Genomic DNA, 14946 nt, shown 5'->3' with positions numbered 1-14946 from the left:
CGGTCATCAAGAGTTAGCGATGAAACCTGCATAGTAATGAGTGATTTGGGTAACGGTTCGTTCGATAACAAAGTGTTGCTCCACACGCTTGATGCCATTCTCGCTCATTCGGCGTCTCTCCTCAGGATGCTCGAGCAGGTAGCGAATAGCATCAGCCAGCACGGCTGGTTTCCCTGGTGTAATGAGAAGTCCCGTTTCACCATGCACAACGGTTTCCGTTGGGCCGCCTTCATTAGAAGCAATAACCGGTAAACCGGCTGCCATGCCCTCGACAATGACCTGACCGAAAGGCTCAGGTGTGATAGAGGTATGAACCAATAGATCTGCTTTTTGCATTAACCCCTGAATATCTTCAACATGACCTAGCAAGGTGACATTGTTCAATTGATTGTCGGCAATTTGCTGCAGCAGCTGCTTCTTATAGGCATCTTCGCCGAACAGGGCATCCCCGGCTAACCAGAAATGAACCTGCTCATCCGGCAGAAAAGACTTTGCTGCTTCGAGCAAAATATGCTGGCCCTTCCATTCGGCCAACCGACCAACCAGTAAGACTACGTACGGTTTTCGCCATGTTTTCTCGACGAGTGCCAGGCTTTTAGCTTTGGAATTGGCGAAGGCCGAATACACGACTAATGTTTTCTTGGACTTCGGCAAGTTCAAAGCACTCAACGTAGAATTGGAATTTGCAATAACGCCATTAGGCAGCAATCGGGACATCAGGCGAATCGCTTGGGCAACAACCGGCTTTAAATAGGGAACGCCAATATGATCCCTAATATGCCAGATAAGTGGAATTCCTGCCCATTTAGCAGCAACGGCTCCATAAAAGGCAGATTTCAAAGAATTCGTATGTACACAGGCAACCTTCTCAGCTTTGAGCAATTTGGCTACCCTTTTCCCATAACTCCAAAGTTCAAATGCCGCCGATACCGCCTGAAAATTCACGGCATTACGATTGCGATTGCGCACCTTATCACTTAAAGGTAAAACGCGAACATCAATCCCTTTCGCTCTTAACCGATCAACCAGCGCTCCTTCTTCAGCCACAATAACGAGAGGATCAATCTCTTTGCCAAAGTTCGTAATGAGATTGTACAGTGCGACTTCTCCCCCGCTCCATCTAGCGGTATGATCCAGATAAGCTACTCTCATCTTGTTCACGTCCTCCTCTCTTCTTAGCTGCAGCCGATTGATTCCTGACGTAAGCATGGCGATCAAGATCAATCACGGAACGAAATACTTCGTTCACCTGCTCGGAAACTCTCTTCCATGTATAATGCTCCAACACATGATTCCTGCACTGCTCACTTGTTGGCCACAACTCAGGATGCTTCAATATGCGAGTTAATCCTGAGGCAATGTCACTGCTGCCGGTTCCCGAGAACAGCATATCCGGCCGGTATTTCTCAAGAATTTCACGGTTCCCGCCAATCGGAGTTGCCATGACAGGAACCCCTGCTGCCATTGCTTCTACCGTGATTAAGCCGAAGCCCTCTAGCGCTTGTGACGGAACAACGAACAGATCGGCTGCCTGATAATAGTCCGCAAGCTCACTGTCAGGAATGTAACCCAGCAATCTTACGCTAGACTGGAGCCCATACTCGGCAATTCGGCTTTCCAGTTCAGCTTTCAGCGGACCCTTGCCGCCAATAAACAGCACGGCATCCGGCTTCGAACGCACAACTTCTTTCCAAGCTTCTAGCAGCTGAAGCAGCCCCATTCGGTTAACCAACCTTCGCAAAGTCAACACGACGGTTTTCCCTTCCGGCAGCCCCAGCTTCGCTCTGATTGCGGAACGATTCGCTGCCGGCCTGAACCGGGCTACGTCCGCCCCGCCGGGAATGATGTGTATCTTGGCCAGCGGGACACCGTACTGGCGGTGAAGAATATCGCGAAAAGTTTCACTTAACACGATGAAGGCATCCGCCAATTGGTATGCTTTCATTTCCCAGTTTTTCGCGATCATGGTTTTGAATCTATGCTTCAAACCTTTCCCCTCAAGCCTTATTTCCTCACTCCACGGGCCGTGAAAAGTCATCACAACCGGAATATTTCGGGCTTTCGCCTCCATCGCCACGCCCAGACTGTACGGAGCAAAGTGCGCATACACGATGTCAACATGCTGCCCGTTCATGATTTCTGTGGCTTGCATGCGAAAAGCATCACGCCGTTTGCTCAACTTCAAATTCGTGCCGGCCACATTGGTGACACGAAGACCGCTTGTCACTTCCGGCTTATTGGCACTGCAAACCAGTGCTTCAAGTTCATGATGCGTATCCAAGCTTTCGCAAATATGCTTGAAATAAGTGTTTAACCCACCTGGCTGAGCTGAGGGCCAGCCCATTCCCGTGCACAAGATCCGTAAATCATTGTATCGTTGCATAAGCTTTCCCCTCCTTGATCGGCCCATCATGGGACTTCTTTACACGTTTACGAGCTAATCCAAGCTCATACTGCTTCATGCAGACCAGGAACTCGTAGATTCCCCAGAATAGCGCTACGGCAAGCCCGGGAATTCCCTTTTTATACAAGCCATGAACGATATATTTTTGAACAAAACGCAAAGGAGGTCGAACGAGCATACGCAGCAGACTAAATCTTTTTCCCATCGCCACTGCGCCTTCTGCCTCCAGATCGGTATATTTATTAAACCGCTGAATATGGTCGTGAATGCTGCGGAAACCATAATGCCATAAGACACCTGGTATAAATAACACATTCTCATTCTCCACATTCGGTGTTTCATGCACTAGACTTTCCTTATACTGAATTTGTGTACGGTTATACAATCGGACCAGCTTCTCGCCTTTCCCCATCCAGCGTCCCAGAAAGTCTCCAATCCGCAGAACGGAATAGGCTTTGCTTGGATCGGATAACTCGCCTTTCAGCATCTGAATGGAGGTTGATAATTGCTCATTGACCACCTCATCCGTGTCGATTACGAATATCCAGTCATAGGTGGCACGATCACTGCCATAGATACGCTGTTTCGCATAACCTGGCCATGCGTTCACATAGACTTTGCAGCCTAATTGCTCGGACACTCGAACGGTTCCGTCCTTGCTCCCGCCATCGACTACAACAATTTCGTCTGCAAAAGGCTTGCAGGAGGCGATCGCATTCGCTATTCTCGATTCATCGTCTTGCGCAATGATGACAACAGAAATTCGATTCACTCCCACAGCATCACGATAGCGACTCATTTCGTTCGCCCCTCCCCCAATGTCCAATTATTTGGCCTTATATGCTGTTATTGCTGAAAGCAACCAACGGATATCCTCTTTATTCAACAGTAATCTTGGAAGTTTCGTTTTCAAGGTGAATTTGACATTGATTAAAATAAAGATAAAGCGCAGAATACCCGATGACAAAATGGCCATTCCCGCACCGGCGAGTCCAAACTTCGGAATAAGCACTGTCAGTAGTGGGATGACAACCAGCAGCCCGATCCCTTGCAGAATGGTAACGATCTTGGGTTTGCCTAATGCCATGAACGCTTGTGCTAAAACCATGGTTCCACCTGAAATGGACACTTCAAGAAGCAGCATGCGAAACACACTGATGGCTTCTCTAAAATCAGGACCATACAAGAGCGGCATGACGAAAGGAGCAACCAGCATGATGATCAGGGAGCATAACAAGGCTACGCATGTGCTGATCCGGTATACACGGAACGTCATATCCACCACTTTATCCTTCGGCAGCCCGGATGCTTTTGGGAACAGCACCACGATAATCGAGGTTGAGAAAATATTAACGACCCGAGAAAGGCTTACTGCTACGGCATAGAGTCCAAGCTCAGTGGGATTCAGCAGACCGATTATCACAATTTGATCGATGTAGTAGGAAACATTGCCCATCAAATCGTTGCCGTAGGATCCAATCCCATATCTGATTAGAGTCTTAAAGGAGCTGAAAACATCCTTGATCACCCATTGATACTGTCTTAGCAAACGAACAGTGGTCCATATGTAAAAGGGAACCGCCGGAGCGAGATAAGCTACAGCTGACGTGTAAGGAGTCATGGTTTTAGTCAGGATTAGCAGAGCAAGGCCGATGAGCGTACTCAGCGGAATAAGAAATCGCAGACGATTAAATAGTTTATACTCGCCTCTTACCTGCATCATCGCATTATTAATCTGGGACAATACGATGAGCGGTACGATAACCATGGACCATTGCGAGAATAGGACCACACTGTCGGAATACGTACGGAGCCAATAGGGCAAAACCAGTATCCCTAAGCACATCGCAAGCATGCCTGCTGTCAAACCCATGAGAACAGCGGTCGAATAAAGCTTGGCGGAATCCTTCATGTTCTTTTTCACGTTGTAAATAATGGCGGAAGGCATACCAAATGAGAAGCTAAAGGCTAAGAATTGTGACCATAACACCATAGCGGCCTGCTCTCCTCGGCCCGATGGCCCAAGAAATCGCGCTGTCAAAATACCGGTTAGCATATTAATGACCAAGATAAGCACACTGAAAAACATCGTTTTAACGGAAGATGATAAATGACTTTTGCTTGAAAAAAAAGCTTTAATGAAGCCGAACAGAGGCTTTATGCGGACTAATTTCAAGTTGACTGGCTGCTGCATCCGAAATTTGCCTCCTCTCTTGAACGATCGTTCGATGCGCCATAATTCCAATGCCTACGACCATCCATAATAGAAAACCTTTCAACCCTGTGTACCCATTTTCAAAAACAAGACAAACGATACTTCCTTGCAGAGCTGAGAGCCCTAACTTACCGTAAGCCGTTATCCCGCCCGGTTGGTGTTTCTGAGATAACAGATAACGGGTGACAAGCCACAAAGCCCATAGGAACAATAAGCCGCCAAGAATGCCAAAGGTTAGAAAAATGGCAACAAATCCATTATCGAAAATGCCATATTCCCCTAGTGCCCCACCGTTGCTCAGCTTGGTGCCGACACCAATACTTCCTAGCCCTAATCCTTGCGGTTTCGAGAACATCATCGGAAAAACGGTATGAAAGAAATCTAGTCTCTCATTATAAGAGTGGTCATCCTGAATGGCTGTCATCGTATCTAATCGCGCAATCAGCCCCTGTGCTCCAGGCAGCTTCGGGATAATGACATACATCGCTGCAATAACAGCTGTTAATTGAGCGATCAGCTTCCACTTCTGTCTGCCGGCCGATACAGCCGTATAAATCGCGATATCGATGAAAAGCATTACCCAAGCAGAACGAACTAACGTGACAAGGAGTCCAACCGTAACCAGGATAATACCGATCCAGCCTAACGGTCCCCGCCATTTTTTTTCTAAAATCATCGGTGCAAGCGCAGTTCCCATATACATCCCTGCAGGTCCAGGCGAATTCAGCGTAGAGAATACTCTGATTTCCAAAGGAAAAGGATGGCCAATCGACGTCATTTCCACATGATTCATCCAAAATGCATCCCAGGGAGGCACGATGATGTACTGAATAATGCCATAGACAGCTACCAAGATGGCCGTGTTAGAGAAAGCAACAATTAAACGGTCCAGCGCCTTATTGTCGAATTCACTTAAAGCCGCATAAGGGATTAACAATAACGGAATCACATAGTTTGCTAAATCGTAAAAGGTCCCGCTCCCATTCTTTGTTACGCCAATCAGGCAGCCATACAGCAGCACGATGGCTATATAAATGAGCAGCTTGTAGATGCGGGATTCCATCTGGTGGAACTTAGCCAAGATAGGAATAATCAGCACGGCACTTGTTAATAAAGGTGCAATACTTAGCAGCGATACCGAATGGTACGTTCCTTCCATCCAATCCTGTATGCGCCGGATCTCCGGACAAATGACCCAGACCAGCAGGATATAGGGAATTAATCGCCGTGAATCGAATAAGGCCAATACAAAAGCAGGAAATAGCAGCATTGACAAGATTGCAATTTGCATACTCAGATCAGGATCCAGAGTTGCACTTGAATAACCAATGACGACAGAGACGGCTAAAGCCATTGCAGTGAATAACAACGTCATGCGACCCGTCTGTGTCATGATCAAAGGGGGTTTACTCATTTTGCTGAAATCATCCACTATTGACTCCCGTCCCCTCCCGTTTCAGCTTGAACTGCTTAACAACCTCGCGCCACAGCAGGACGGCAAACATCGCATCGTGTACCAAGTAACGCTTCCACAGCCGCCGAGGTTCTTGCACAAGCCGCCAAAACCATTCAAACCCTGTTCTCTGCATAATGTTCGGAGCTCGCTTGACAGTGCCCGAAAGAAAATCGAAGGTTGCACCTACACCAATTGAAATCGGCACTTTATATTGGAGATAGTTTTGATAAATCCACTTTTCTTGTTTCGGCGCACCAACGCCAACAAACACGATATCTGGCTGCGTATCAATCAGCATTTGAACAATACGCTCATTCTCATCCTTTTTCTTCTCGAAGCCATAAGAAGGTGAGTAACAGCCCACGATGTTCAAATTCGGAAAGACGAGCTTCAGATTCTTAACCGCTTGTTCCGGAATCCCGACCGCCGACCCTAAGAAAAAGAGCTTATATTGGCGTTCCGCGAAGGCTTCCCCTAATTTTGCGAACAAATCAGAGCCGGACACCTTTTGTTTGAGCGGTTTGCGAAGCATCTTCGATGCCCATATAATGGGCATGCCATCCGCCACAATCGCACCCGCGTCTGAATATACCTTTTGAAACTCAGCATCTTTTCTGAGCTTAATTAAATGATCGACATTGCAGGTTAAAATGTAAGAATGATTATTCTGGCGAATGACGTCATCCATATAAGCAAGCAAGTCCAGAAAGTCATAATTATCAAAATGAACATCGAACATAGTCACTCTACTCATCAGATCAACTCTTCTTTTTTCGAATTTGTCGTCGAGAGAATATACAAACCATTCAAATACCAGCAAAAAGGAATGATGAATTGAATCGTGGATAATGTATTATCCGACAAGGAATACAGAAAGAATGCCAGAATGAATGCGGCATAATAAATTTTAATTCGCCGTGGAATGACGCGATAAATCATTCGGAATAACACAAGCAGCGATAGAAACAGCAGGATGCAGCCGATATAACCGGAATCATAATAGAAGCGGATATATTCGTTATGCGGAACCACAAAACCGACGTACAAACTGCCGTCGTTCGCGACAGTAACAGCGCCAAGGCCTCTTCCTGTCATCGGGGAATCTTTCACTCCCTTTAGAAAGTAGTTCCACGCCTCCGTTCTTCCCGATAAATCGATGCCCGTGCCCGTCTGGCGCTCGAAGGAACGCTTCGTCATATTGTCCCACTGGAGATACACAGCTCCGCCAATTAAAGCAAGGGAACAGACCAACGGAATCAATAAGATGAGCTTCCCTTTGATATACTGCTTCACCATATCGAAGAAGTAGTACCCGGCCATGGCTAGCATGGCGAGTATGGGACCTCGGGTTCCCGTAGCAATCAGAATCGCAAAGTTGGCAGCCAATGTACAATACAAGAACTTGGCATTCAACGGATTCCGCTTGGTTTCAATTAAAGCAACGGTGATCCCAAGAAAAGCTAACATCGCCAAATGAGGTGCGATATTCGCCCCTTGTACTCGGATGGCTCCCGTGAACTCTACATTGAGAAAGGAATACAAATGAACCAGCTGAAGGATTGCCCCAGTCACTACGCTTACCACTGGAAGCAGACAGATAATCCGGATATGCTTTTCCGCTGTTTCCTTTTTCCATTTGATCATGAGGAAAAAGAAAGGAAGCGCGAGTCCGATGAAGGCTTTCAAGGTGATGGAAAGCGTCAATCTCGGATGCCATTCTGAGAAAAAGAGTGTAATGAACAACATGCCGGCAATTGCTACTATTGGGTAAATGAACTTCATGCGAAGTCCATTTTGCAGCATGCTGGGAACTAATAGTATGAGTATCCCTAATTTGTAAAGGGAAAGGATCTCCAGCCCTGGGAAATTCGCCTCCACAATGTAGTTGATGGATATGGCGGTTGAAAGCAGGACCAGGTAACTCATTTTTTCCGGTTGGTAAATGGCATATATGCACATGAAAAGTACGGCCAACCCCAACATACTGATGCTAGGCTGATAAACAGCCGCTACCCCCATGATCACTGCAAGCAGGACATAGAACGCAGCATAGTACATCGGTTTTTTGAGCTGTATTGGAAAAACCGGCGTCATCCGTATCCTCACCCTGTCAAGCGCATTTTCACACGACTACGCATCGTGAGCAATGTGCCTTTTATACTTTGCATCCGACAAGCAATGAGCAATTTTTCACCTTCCGTATGGGCAAACAAAGCATTTACAGCTATGTAGAGTACCCTGCAAGCAACATTAACGAGAAGCGCTACTTTGCTCATAAATCCCTTGTGCATGGAGCCATTCGTAATACCTTGATAATAATAACGCTGCTTGATCCAGTCTTTCGTTAAGCGATTGTCGGGGATGAAGTGATCCACGACCATGGAAGGATGATAAAGGATCGTCTTTCTTTCCTGTTGCATCTGTTCGAAGAGCCAGGACTCCTCACCGGACAGCAAGAGCGTTCCTTTTCTTCCAAGGTCGGTTGGAAACAAATAAGTATCATGAAACGATTTGCGAACAGCCATATTCGCTCCGAAGGGATGCTTATTTATCGGATATTCATGAACATCTTCTCCCCGATCTACAATCGTATACGGAAGTTCAAGCGATTTGATCAGCCATGCCGGTCTCTCGCTTTCGAACTTCGGACGAATCATGCCACCTATGGCATACACATCATGCCGATGATCAAAGGTGTCCACAATCGTGCGTATCCACTCCAAACAGGGAACCGCATCATCATCGAGATACGCAATAATATCGCCTTTTGCTTCCTGTATCCCTCTATTTCGCGCAGCCGACAGTCCTTGCGTTTGTTCAAATAGATAGCGAACCCGCAACACCCCGGCTTGACGAAGGACAAATGACTCGGAGATTTCTCGCGTGTGATCCGTGGAATTGTTATCCACAATAAGAATCTCAGCCATATCTATTGCAGTTAATGCAGGCAATGCGTCCAGTGTGATCTGAAGCAAATCCGCGCGATTATAGGTACAGATGACAATTGATACCCTTGGTTTTGGCTGATCATGCACCATTGCGGTACTCCTTTTCAACTTTTTTTTAAAAAGCGTCTTTGGAACCGAGCAGAACCGATACGGTTTTCATGATAATTTTCAAATCATAGAAAACACTTCGATTACGAATATAAGTCAAATCAAGCTCAACCATTTGCTCAAAGCTTAAATTGCTTCTGCCGCTTACTTGCCATAACCCTGTGCAGCCAGGTGTTACAGCCAAGCGTTTCTTGTCATAGGCGGTGTACTCTTTCACTTCACTTGGCAAAGCCGGTCTAGGACCAACCAAGCTCATATCACCGATGAGTACGTTCCACAATTGCGGCAGCTCATCAATGCTCGTTTTGCGAAGAATTCGGCCGACACGAGTCACGCGAGGATCGTTTTTCATTTTGAACATCGCGCCTTCGACTTCATTTTGGCTCATTAACTGCTGCTTCAATGCTTCTGCGTTAGCGACCATCGAGCGGAATTTATACATCGGGAACAACGTTTCATCTTTGCCAACCCTATTTTGCTTGAAGAAAACGGAACCGTCCGGATCTTCCAACTTGATCCAAACTGCAACTACGATGAACAAAGGCATCAAGAAAATAAGACCAGCTAAGGAGAGAACAATATCTAGCGCACGCTTCATAACGGAATAGGAAGTTACGTTCTTTCTTTCCTGCAATCTCGTAGCAGCCGGATAGTAGTACTCATATTCCTCCTGCAGTTCTCGCAAGCTCATAATCTTCACCTCCCAAATGTTCTAAGATAGGGGCATATTTCTCCTTAATTAGCAGTGAAGCCATCGCATCGAGCACATCTAATCGAAGATCCTTGCTCTCAAGCGCGAAAGCCATTGTGGTAAGAATATAACCAAGTCGTTCGCCTACATCATAACGGATACCGTCAAAATGATAAGCAAGAACACGTTCTATTTTATTAAGCTTCTGAATCGCGTCTGTCAGCTGAATTTCGCCGCCGGCGCCTTTTTCCTGAAGCTCCAAAAATTCAAAGATTTTAGGAGAGAACACATATCTCCCCATAATGGCAAGATTGGAAGGTGCTGTACCTAATTTAGGTTTTTCAATAAAGTCTTTCACTTGATAAAGGCGATTATCTTGCTCGCCAGGATCAATGATACCGTAACGATTCGTTAATTCCGGCAGTACTGTTTGGACTCCGATGACGGAATTTTCTGATAATTCATATTGCTGAATGAGTTGTTTTAAGCAGGGGACCTTCCCTGTGACAATATCATCGCCCAGCAGTACAGCGAAGGGTTCATTTCCGATGAACCTTCTTGCACACCAGACCGCATGCCCCAGTCCCTTGGGTTCTTTTTGACGAATATAATGAATTTCTACTTTGGCTGAACGCTGAACTTCTTTCAAGAGCTCCAGCTTCCCCGTTTCCATCAGCTTGTTCTCAAGCTCGAAAGCATTATCGAAATGATCTTCGATCGCTCTCTTTCCTTTACCGGTGACAATAATAATATCCTCGATTCCGGATTCGATGGCTTCTTCCACGATGTATTGAATAGTTGGTTTGTTGATGATTGGGAGCATCTCTTTGGGCATCGCTTTCGTAGCGGGAAGAAATCTCGTTCCTAACCCCGCAGCCGGAATAATTGCTTTCTTGACCGTCTTCATCCTTCTCATCCTCCTAAGCGTACATATTCAATTATTGGTTGAAAACCATACCTAACATGCGGGCTCCTGATTGTTCGAGCTGTGTTCTTGCTTGTTTCGCCCATTCCCGCTTTGTTTTACCGTTCCTTGTGACCAACAGTACGCCATCACTGTACTCCGAGAGCAAACTTGCATCTGTATAATCAAGCGTTGACGGTGAATCGATCAGAATAACCTCATATCGCTGCTTCAGTTGATTCATCAGATTCAACATCTGGGAGGAGCCTACCAGCTCCGACGGATTAACCGGTTGACCGCCGGCAACGATGAGATCAAGGCCCATGATGCCCGTCGGTGTAATAACTTCATCAACAGCAAGCCCTTTTTGGAAAAAATGGAGCAAGCCTTTTGTATTATTCATACCAAACAGCTTATGCAAGCCCGGCTGGCGCAAGTTGCTGTCAATGATCACAACGGACTTCCCTTCCTGGGCATACGTTACGGCCAGATTCGCCAGCGTCGTCGTCTTGCCTTCTTGCGACTTCGGCGATGCGATCATCAGCACCATTCCTAGCCCTTGATCAGCGGGTACAACTTTCTTAAAGCGCACCGCCGTTCGTAAAGAGCGATAGGATTCGGAAACCGGTGAAATTGGATCTAATTCCGTCACCAGCACATTACTTAGCTGTAACATACGTCTGTTCCCCTACCTCTCTGCTTAGCGCTTTGGAAGACTTGGTTGCTTTGCCTTTCTTTATCGTTCCGATGGAAGCAAGAACGGGAAGGCCCACAATGAACTCTGCCTCTTTTTCAGAGCGAATCGTATCATTGATATTTTCAAAAAAGAAAAACACACCAATAGCTGCCATTGCCGATAAAACAAAGCTCAACGCCAGGTTAATTACGATACTAGCGTTCGCCGGCAAAGGCTTCACAGCTGGATCTGAACTGGAAAGTATTTTGACATTGTTCATATTCATCAAGGACGGCACTTCGGTCATGAATGTATCCGCAAGTGTTTTCGTCATCGTGACGGCTTTCTCATAGCTCGGATCTTCCAACTCGATTTTAATTATTTGCGTTTTATCCGTTGAGCTTACCTTCAAGTTCTTCAACAGTTCTTTCTGCGTCATACCGAATTCCGGATGGTCCGTCAGAAGCTTCTGAATGATCTGGTCCGACTTAATGATTTCCTTGTAACTCTCAACTAAATTCATGTTCATCGATACATCATTCAGATCTATTTTCTCTTCACTCTTAAACGTACTGCTTACCAAAACTTGTGTATTTGCCTTGTATACAGGCTCAACAAATGTTTTGCTGACATAGAAGGTTGTCAGGCACGAGAGAAGAACGAACAACGCAATCATCCACAGCTTTTTGCGAATGAGTACAAAGTAATCCAAGATCGATTTCTCCATGGTTCCCTCCCGAAAAAATAGTTGATAAATCAAGAAATACAGTATTGCTTTTCAGAAAACTTTCAGTTAAGATGTTTGTAATGAAAGCGTTTTATTCTCCTCATCCCCACCTATCGAAACGACATTCAATCACTCCTTTTATACAGAGCACTCTACAATCACTATTCGACGGTGATAACTAGCCTGTAAGCTAGCTGAAGCACTCTACCAAATGGAATGAAGAATGCCGCTTTTTGTCATTTAATTGGTTATAGTCAAATACTAAATGAATTCCCAAAATTATGATATTACTCGAAATTATAATTTTTGGGTCTATTTCGTGTATCCACTCATACCCATATGTAATAAAGCGATGGTATACTTTCGAACCATATGGCTCTGAAGACTCACTGAAAACCGCTGACTAATCCTTTGGATTGCGCTAACAAGGCCGCCTGCGTACGATCGTTGACACACAACTTATTCAAAATTTGGCTTACATGTTTCTTAACGGTAAACTCCGTCACCATGAGTTTCTTAGCCATTCCTTGATTGGATAAACCTTCTCCCAGACCAATCAACACTTCCCGCTCTTTCGGCGTTAACTTGCTGAAGCTGTCTTCTTCCTCTTTCTTAAACAACATTTCCATGAGACCTGGATCAAAATACTTTTTCCCTTTGAAAATCAATTTAATAGCCAAAAGCAACTCTTCTGGAAGCGCTTCTTTGAGTACATAACCATCCGCACCCACAGCTTCTGCTTTTCTTACATCCTGCTCCGACGTTGATGAAGTCAGAATGATGCTTCGGCATGGTGTATCTTTAATATTCTCTACCACTTCAAGACCAGAGCGATTCCCTAACTTTAGATCCACAATAGCCAAATCCGGTTTTGTTTCCTTGATTAGCTCCAATGCTTGCTCCACCGTCTCCGATTCACCAGAAATTTCGATGTTTGCTTCAAGCTTTAGCACAGCTGACAATCCTCTACGCACCAACGGATGATCATCTACGATAACAACTTTCAAAGTTCCACCTGCTTTCGTTTGAATGGGAATAACCTACATGACCTTGTTTAGCCCATCATCTGAAGTTCATTGAGTTCCTTGTTGTCCTGTGGTTGAAATGGGATGGTCAGTTGAATATGAGTACCTTTTCCTTGTGTGCTCTGAATAGTAATGATTCCACCTAGTGACTGGACGAGCAGTTCCATGTTATTAACGCCTAGACCCACCGTTTTAGGATCTGACAATCGTTCTTTCACACTAAAGCCACTTCCGTTATCCAAAACGGACAAACTCACCTCATCCGGCTTTATACGGAGCTCAACCTTGATGAGTGTGCTGTGCCCATGGCGAATGGCATTTCCCGTGGATTCTGAAATAATTCGAAACAAAGCCTTTTGATAATTCACATGCAGACGATGATCATCGCCGGTTACATGCAAATTCACTTTCACAGCATGCAGCTTGGACACGCTGTCCAGATGTGATTTGACGGTCGTAATCCAAAAATCACCGCCATTTTTTCTGGAACTGAGACTATAAATCGTCGAACGAAGTTCTTGCGAAGCGGCTACGGAAGACTCTTGGATGAGCTGCAGCTGCTCTTTGATCTGTTCTCTCGAAATCTCTTTCCACTTGCGACTCAGCGAATGCACGGCATAAACAATTCCGAAAATGTACTGCGAGACACTATCATGCATCTCATCGGCAATTCGATTCTGCTCCTCGATAATCATCAACTGATTCTCGATTCGTTCCAGCTGGTGCCTTTCCAGGATGACGGAGCAAAGCTCGGATAGAAAACCAAGCTGTTGAATATACCCCTGTCTGCCTTCCTCGTAGCTGGCAGGCTCAATCTTAACGCCCATGACTCCCCAGAATCGGGTCGACGACCTGATTGGCATGACAAGAAAGTCACCGTATTCCGCCAGACTCATCAGCCTGCTGGATTCGAGCCGTCTAAGCTCGGCTTCTTGCATGTCAAAAGCTTCGGAAAGGGACGTTTCAATGCCAATCGGCAACACACCTTGTGTAATCAGTTGATCCGGTTTGGCATGCCCATTTACATCCCAGAAAAAAGACATTCTCAGCTTGGTCAACTTTAAAGCAAACTCAGCAAAAATAATTTTCAAATTCTCAGAATCACTATGAGTTGCTGCTTCCACAATTTGATACAGCGATTTCATATGCTCCATCGATTCATTGGTTCGAGCATTCGCAATCTCAAGACGATTTTTAACACCGGCCAATAACTGAATGGTGAGTGTCATAAACAACAGCATCAGGTAAAACCGATTTTCACTTAGCAGCATACTGCCAAGTGTCTCCATTTGCCCGTTCGTAAAAAAATAGGAAAAAGCCGTAATAAACAAAAAGTAACTTAGCATCATGAACCAGCAATAGGCAGAGGAAAGATAGCTGGCAGCCATCCAAGCAGGGTTGAAAACACACCACAGAAACGGACTGTCCATACCGCCGCTTAGAAGATGGAGGACCATCATCCCCGTCATTTCCAAGCCTACGGTTATTTTAATTGTGCGAGAGGCTTTACCGCTTTGGGTGTACATGTCTGTAATCCATGTAGCAAAGATGAACAACACGAGGATGATGCCTATTTTGACACCTAACGGGGGACCACGATCCTCAATAGCGTAAACTAACGAAGTCCCAGCCAGCGAAATAAACCGGTACAAGTAAAAGACCCTACTCTCACCTGAGAACATCTTTCTCATCTGCGTAATCATCCTTTAACCGATATTTGTATTTGGCTCCTTCAACAATACCCATGTTTACCATAATCATAACAGCTAAATTCTTACAGTCAAAAGAGCAC

General features: G+C 45.5%; 14 protein-coding genes. All 14 read right to left on the bottom strand.

Features of this window, described 5'->3' with window-relative positions; translation table 11 throughout:
* Positions 1-6: 6 nt before the first annotated feature.
* The 14 genes from AC3WTJ_RS12910 to AC3WTJ_RS12845 all read right to left on the bottom strand — a co-directional run bounded on the left by AC3WTJ_RS12910 (position 7) and on the right by AC3WTJ_RS12845 (position 14845).
* On the bottom strand, positions 7-1152 hold the full coding sequence (locus tag AC3WTJ_RS12910) for a glycosyltransferase family 4 protein (protein ID WP_492522081.1): 1146 nt from the start codon (positions 1150-1152) through the stop codon (positions 7-9).
* Positions 1121-2383: a glycosyltransferase family 4 protein gene (locus AC3WTJ_RS12905; RefSeq protein WP_492522080.1), complete on the bottom strand. Its 1263-nt coding sequence runs from the start codon at positions 2381-2383 to the stop codon at positions 1121-1123. The genes AC3WTJ_RS12910 and AC3WTJ_RS12905 overlap by 32 nt, the downstream gene beginning before the upstream one ends.
* Positions 2367-3203 (bottom strand): glycosyltransferase family 2 protein, encoded by an 837-nt coding sequence (locus AC3WTJ_RS12900; protein WP_127449110.1) that lies wholly within the window; start codon positions 3201-3203, stop codon positions 2367-2369. The genes AC3WTJ_RS12905 and AC3WTJ_RS12900 overlap by 17 nt, the downstream gene beginning before the upstream one ends.
* 27 nt (positions 3204-3230) lie before the next feature.
* On the bottom strand, positions 3231-4598 hold the full coding sequence (locus tag AC3WTJ_RS12895) for a lipopolysaccharide biosynthesis protein (protein WP_407871820.1): 1368 nt from the start codon (positions 4596-4598) through the stop codon (positions 3231-3233).
* A complete protein-coding gene (locus tag AC3WTJ_RS12890; RefSeq protein WP_492522079.1) occupies positions 4540-6033 on the bottom strand; it encodes an O-antigen ligase family protein in 1494 nt (497 codons plus the stop codon). The genes AC3WTJ_RS12895 and AC3WTJ_RS12890 overlap by 59 nt, the downstream gene beginning before the upstream one ends.
* 10 nt (positions 6034-6043) lie before the next feature.
* Positions 6044-6829: a WecB/TagA/CpsF family glycosyltransferase gene (locus AC3WTJ_RS12885; RefSeq protein ID WP_127449106.1), complete on the bottom strand. Its 786-nt coding sequence runs from the start codon at positions 6827-6829 to the stop codon at positions 6044-6046.
* Positions 6829-8169, bottom strand: coding sequence for an O-antigen ligase family protein (locus AC3WTJ_RS12880; RefSeq protein ID WP_492522078.1), 1341 nt, complete (start codon positions 8167-8169; stop codon positions 6829-6831). The genes AC3WTJ_RS12885 and AC3WTJ_RS12880 overlap by 1 nt, the downstream gene beginning before the upstream one ends.
* 8 nt (positions 8170-8177) lie before the next feature.
* Positions 8178-9113, bottom strand: a complete 936-nt coding sequence (locus AC3WTJ_RS12875; protein WP_492522077.1) for a glycosyltransferase — start codon at positions 9111-9113, stop codon at positions 8178-8180.
* A gap of 25 nt (positions 9114-9138) precedes the next feature.
* The gene (locus AC3WTJ_RS12870) at positions 9139-9822 is read right to left on the bottom strand and encodes a sugar transferase (RefSeq protein WP_492522076.1); all 684 of its coding nucleotides are present in this window, start codon (positions 9820-9822) and stop codon (positions 9139-9141) included.
* Positions 9791-10729: a UTP--glucose-1-phosphate uridylyltransferase GalU gene (galU, locus tag AC3WTJ_RS12865; protein WP_492522075.1), complete on the bottom strand. Its 939-nt coding sequence runs from the start codon at positions 10727-10729 to the stop codon at positions 9791-9793. The genes AC3WTJ_RS12870 and galU overlap by 32 nt, the downstream gene beginning before the upstream one ends.
* A 31-nt stretch (positions 10730-10760) precedes the next feature.
* A complete protein-coding gene (locus AC3WTJ_RS12860; protein ID WP_407871815.1) occupies positions 10761-11402 on the bottom strand; it encodes a CpsD/CapB family tyrosine-protein kinase in 642 nt (213 codons plus the stop codon).
* Positions 11386-12129 (bottom strand): YveK family protein, encoded by a 744-nt coding sequence (locus AC3WTJ_RS12855; protein WP_492522074.1) that lies wholly within the window; start codon positions 12127-12129, stop codon positions 11386-11388. The genes AC3WTJ_RS12860 and AC3WTJ_RS12855 overlap by 17 nt, the downstream gene beginning before the upstream one ends.
* A 386-nt stretch (positions 12130-12515) precedes the next feature.
* Positions 12516-13136: a response regulator gene (locus AC3WTJ_RS12850; RefSeq protein ID WP_407871813.1), complete on the bottom strand. Its 621-nt coding sequence runs from the start codon at positions 13134-13136 to the stop codon at positions 12516-12518.
* Between the two features lie 47 nt (positions 13137-13183).
* Positions 13184-14845 (bottom strand): sensor histidine kinase, encoded by a 1662-nt coding sequence (locus AC3WTJ_RS12845; protein ID WP_492522073.1) that lies wholly within the window; start codon positions 14843-14845, stop codon positions 13184-13186.
* Positions 14846-14946 lie beyond the last annotated feature (101 nt).

The sequence above is a fragment of the Paenibacillus sp. FW101-FHT12H11 genome, assembly GCF_058790355.1.
Note: the sequence above shows the minus strand (reverse complement) of the source record. Positions and strands in the feature narration are given on the sequence as shown.

What these genes read in the sequence shown, in the direction of transcription:
- AC3WTJ_RS12910 (WP_492522081.1), bottom strand. Translation starts at nt 1,152, where the DNA reads ATGAGAGTAGCTTATCTGGATCATACCGCTAGATGGAGCGGGGGAGAA.
- AC3WTJ_RS12905 (WP_492522080.1), bottom strand. Translation starts at nt 2,383, where the DNA reads ATGCAACGATACAATGATTTACGGATCTTGTGCACGGGAATGGGCTGG.
- AC3WTJ_RS12900 (WP_127449110.1), bottom strand. Translation starts at nt 3,203, where the DNA reads ATGAGTCGCTATCGTGATGCTGTGGGAGTGAATCGAATTTCTGTTGTC.
- AC3WTJ_RS12895 (WP_407871820.1), bottom strand. Translation starts at nt 4,598, where the DNA reads ATGCAGCAGCCAGTCAACTTGAAATTAGTCCGCATAAAGCCTCTGTTC.
- AC3WTJ_RS12890 (WP_492522079.1), bottom strand. Translation starts at nt 6,033, where the DNA reads ATGAGTAAACCCCCTTTGATCATGACACAGACGGGTCGCATGACGTTG.
- AC3WTJ_RS12885 (WP_127449106.1), bottom strand. Translation starts at nt 6,829, where the DNA reads ATGAGTAGAGTGACTATGTTCGATGTTCATTTTGATAATTATGACTTT.
- AC3WTJ_RS12880 (WP_492522078.1), bottom strand. Translation starts at nt 8,169, where the DNA reads ATGACGCCGGTTTTTCCAATACAGCTCAAAAAACCGATGTACTATGCT.
- AC3WTJ_RS12875 (WP_492522077.1), bottom strand. Translation starts at nt 9,113, where the DNA reads ATGGTGCATGATCAGCCAAAACCAAGGGTATCAATTGTCATCTGTACC.
- AC3WTJ_RS12870 (WP_492522076.1), bottom strand. Translation starts at nt 9,822, where the DNA reads ATGAGCTTGCGAGAACTGCAGGAGGAATATGAGTACTACTATCCGGCT.
- galU (WP_492522075.1), bottom strand. Translation starts at nt 10,729, where the DNA reads ATGAAGACGGTCAAGAAAGCAATTATTCCGGCTGCGGGGTTAGGAACG.
- AC3WTJ_RS12860 (WP_407871815.1), bottom strand. Translation starts at nt 11,402, where the DNA reads ATGTTACAGCTAAGTAATGTGCTGGTGACGGAATTAGATCCAATTTCA.
- AC3WTJ_RS12855 (WP_492522074.1), bottom strand. Translation starts at nt 12,129, where the DNA reads ATGGAGAAATCGATCTTGGATTACTTTGTACTCATTCGCAAAAAGCTG.
- AC3WTJ_RS12845 (WP_492522073.1), bottom strand. Translation starts at nt 14,845, where the DNA reads ATGAGAAAGATGTTCTCAGGTGAGAGTAGGGTCTTTTACTTGTACCGG.